General features: G+C 48.4%; 2 protein-coding genes. Both read left to right on the top strand.

Features of this window, described 5'->3' with window-relative positions; translation table 11 throughout:
- Positions 1-427, top strand: a 427-nt coding sequence (locus tag EWH91_RS14835; RefSeq protein WP_240697391.1) for a helix-turn-helix domain-containing protein, incomplete at its 5' end; no start/stop codon positions are given.
- Positions 397-1028, top strand: a 632-nt coding sequence (locus EWH91_RS14280) for an IS630 family transposase (protein WP_240697392.1), incomplete at its 3' end; no start/stop codon positions are given. The genes EWH91_RS14835 and EWH91_RS14280, both read left to right, overlap by 31 nt.

Below are 1028 nucleotides of genomic sequence, written 5' to 3'. Positions count from 1 at the left end.
CAATCAAACCATCAAGAAACGCAGTCAGATTTTACTTGATGCCGACATCAATCACGGAGAAACACACCAGCGCAAAGAGATTGCGAAGTATAATCGTGTTGCCCCCTCAACCGTGGCCAACGTGACCCGGCTTTTTGTGAACAAAAGCTTTGATGAGGTCCTTACCTTTAAACGCGGTGAGGGGTCGAATCACTCGCACCAGAAAATCGATGGTGAAGCCGAAGCGAAAATTATCAAACTCGCTTGTGGGCCGGCGCCCGAAGGGTATTCGCACTGGTCATTACGACTGCTGGAACAGGAATGCAAAGTGATCCTGGATGTCCCCGTGAAAAAAGACGCGATCCGCCGAATGTTAAAAAAAACGAACTTAAGCCTCACCGCGATGAATACTGGGCCATCCCCAAAAAACAAGACGCCGAATTCGTAGCTCATATGGAAGATGTGCTGGACGTCTATTCGCGCCCGTACGATCCACAAAAGCCGTTAATCTGTCTGGATGAAAAGCCCTACATGATGCATGCCGATAAAGTTCAGCCCCTGCCGATCCGAAACAAAAGTCCTCGCAAAGTTGACTATGAATACGAGCGGAAAGGTTCCTGTTCGATCTTCGGGCTTATCGAACCTTTGACCGGTAAGCAATATGTCGACGTCAGATCCACCCGGACGGCGATAGACTTTGCCGAAGTGGTGCATCATTTAGTCGATGATCTGTATCCGCAAGCCAAAAAAATTGTCTTAGTCATGGACAATCTGAACACACATCGCATCGGCTCGTTGTATAAGAAGTATCCGCCAACCGAAGCGAAGCGGATTCTGGATAAGCTGGACATTCACTACACTCCGAAACATGGCAGCTGGCTGAATATCGCAGAGATCGGGTTGAATCTATTTTCGAAACAATGCTTAAATCGCAGGATACCGACCATCGAAGAACTGGATCGGGAGCTAAATGCCTGGTGCGATGATCGCAATCATCAGTCGATTGCAGTCAAGTGGCAATTCACCACAGCCGATGCCCGTACCAAATT

Origin of the sequence: Sporolactobacillus sp. THM19-2, assembly GCF_004153195.1 — a bacterium.
GTDB lineage: Bacteria > Bacillota > Bacilli > Bacillales > Sporolactobacillaceae > Sporolactobacillus.
This window is presented reverse-complemented; position numbering and strand designations above follow the sequence as displayed.